Consider the following 469-nt stretch of genomic DNA (forward strand, 5'->3'; position numbering starts at 1 on the left):
CGTCAGCTAGAAACTCTCGATTGGCGCCAAATCGTCAATGCGCGTTTTGAGCTCCCGGGCTGGAAATGTGCATTGGCCTGAAGCTATAAATCGTGAGTGAACTCTGCACACACTCGTCATCTGAAGCTGTCCGGGAATGATCTGAGACGATTTCAGGTCAGCCAATCTTCCGGCAAAAAGGACAGAGCCGTTCTGAGGGATCTCAGTGCCTACAGCTTAATGATTTCCAGCGTCATATTGGTTCGGCGCGCCAGGAGTTGGAACGCTGTTGAAGACCTGAGATCCATCGGAATGAGTCCGTGTCAATGGAGTTGTGATGCTGATGCCGCTACCCGAAATCTGAGTGCCAGCGGCGTGAGCACGACCGAGGGGTGCGACAAGTGTGATGGTTGCGGCGCCACGGCCTCTCACCGAAGAGACAACCGCCGTTTCGGCATTTGCTCCTTCGTCGATCGTAATAGTCTGGCCG

1 protein-coding gene is annotated in these 469 nt (G+C 54.4%); it reads right to left on the reverse strand.

The genetic code is table 11. From position 1 onward, the window contains the following. Positions 1–216 precede the first annotated feature (216 nt). Positions 217–469 (reverse strand): hypothetical protein (locus HB393_RS24925; protein WP_213807933.1); only part of this gene is annotated, 253 nt, incomplete at its 5' end.

Origin of the sequence: Granulicella sp. dw_53 (genome assembly GCF_018449545.1) — a bacterium.
Classification (GTDB): Bacteria; Acidobacteriota; Terriglobia; order Terriglobales; family Acidobacteriaceae; genus Edaphobacter.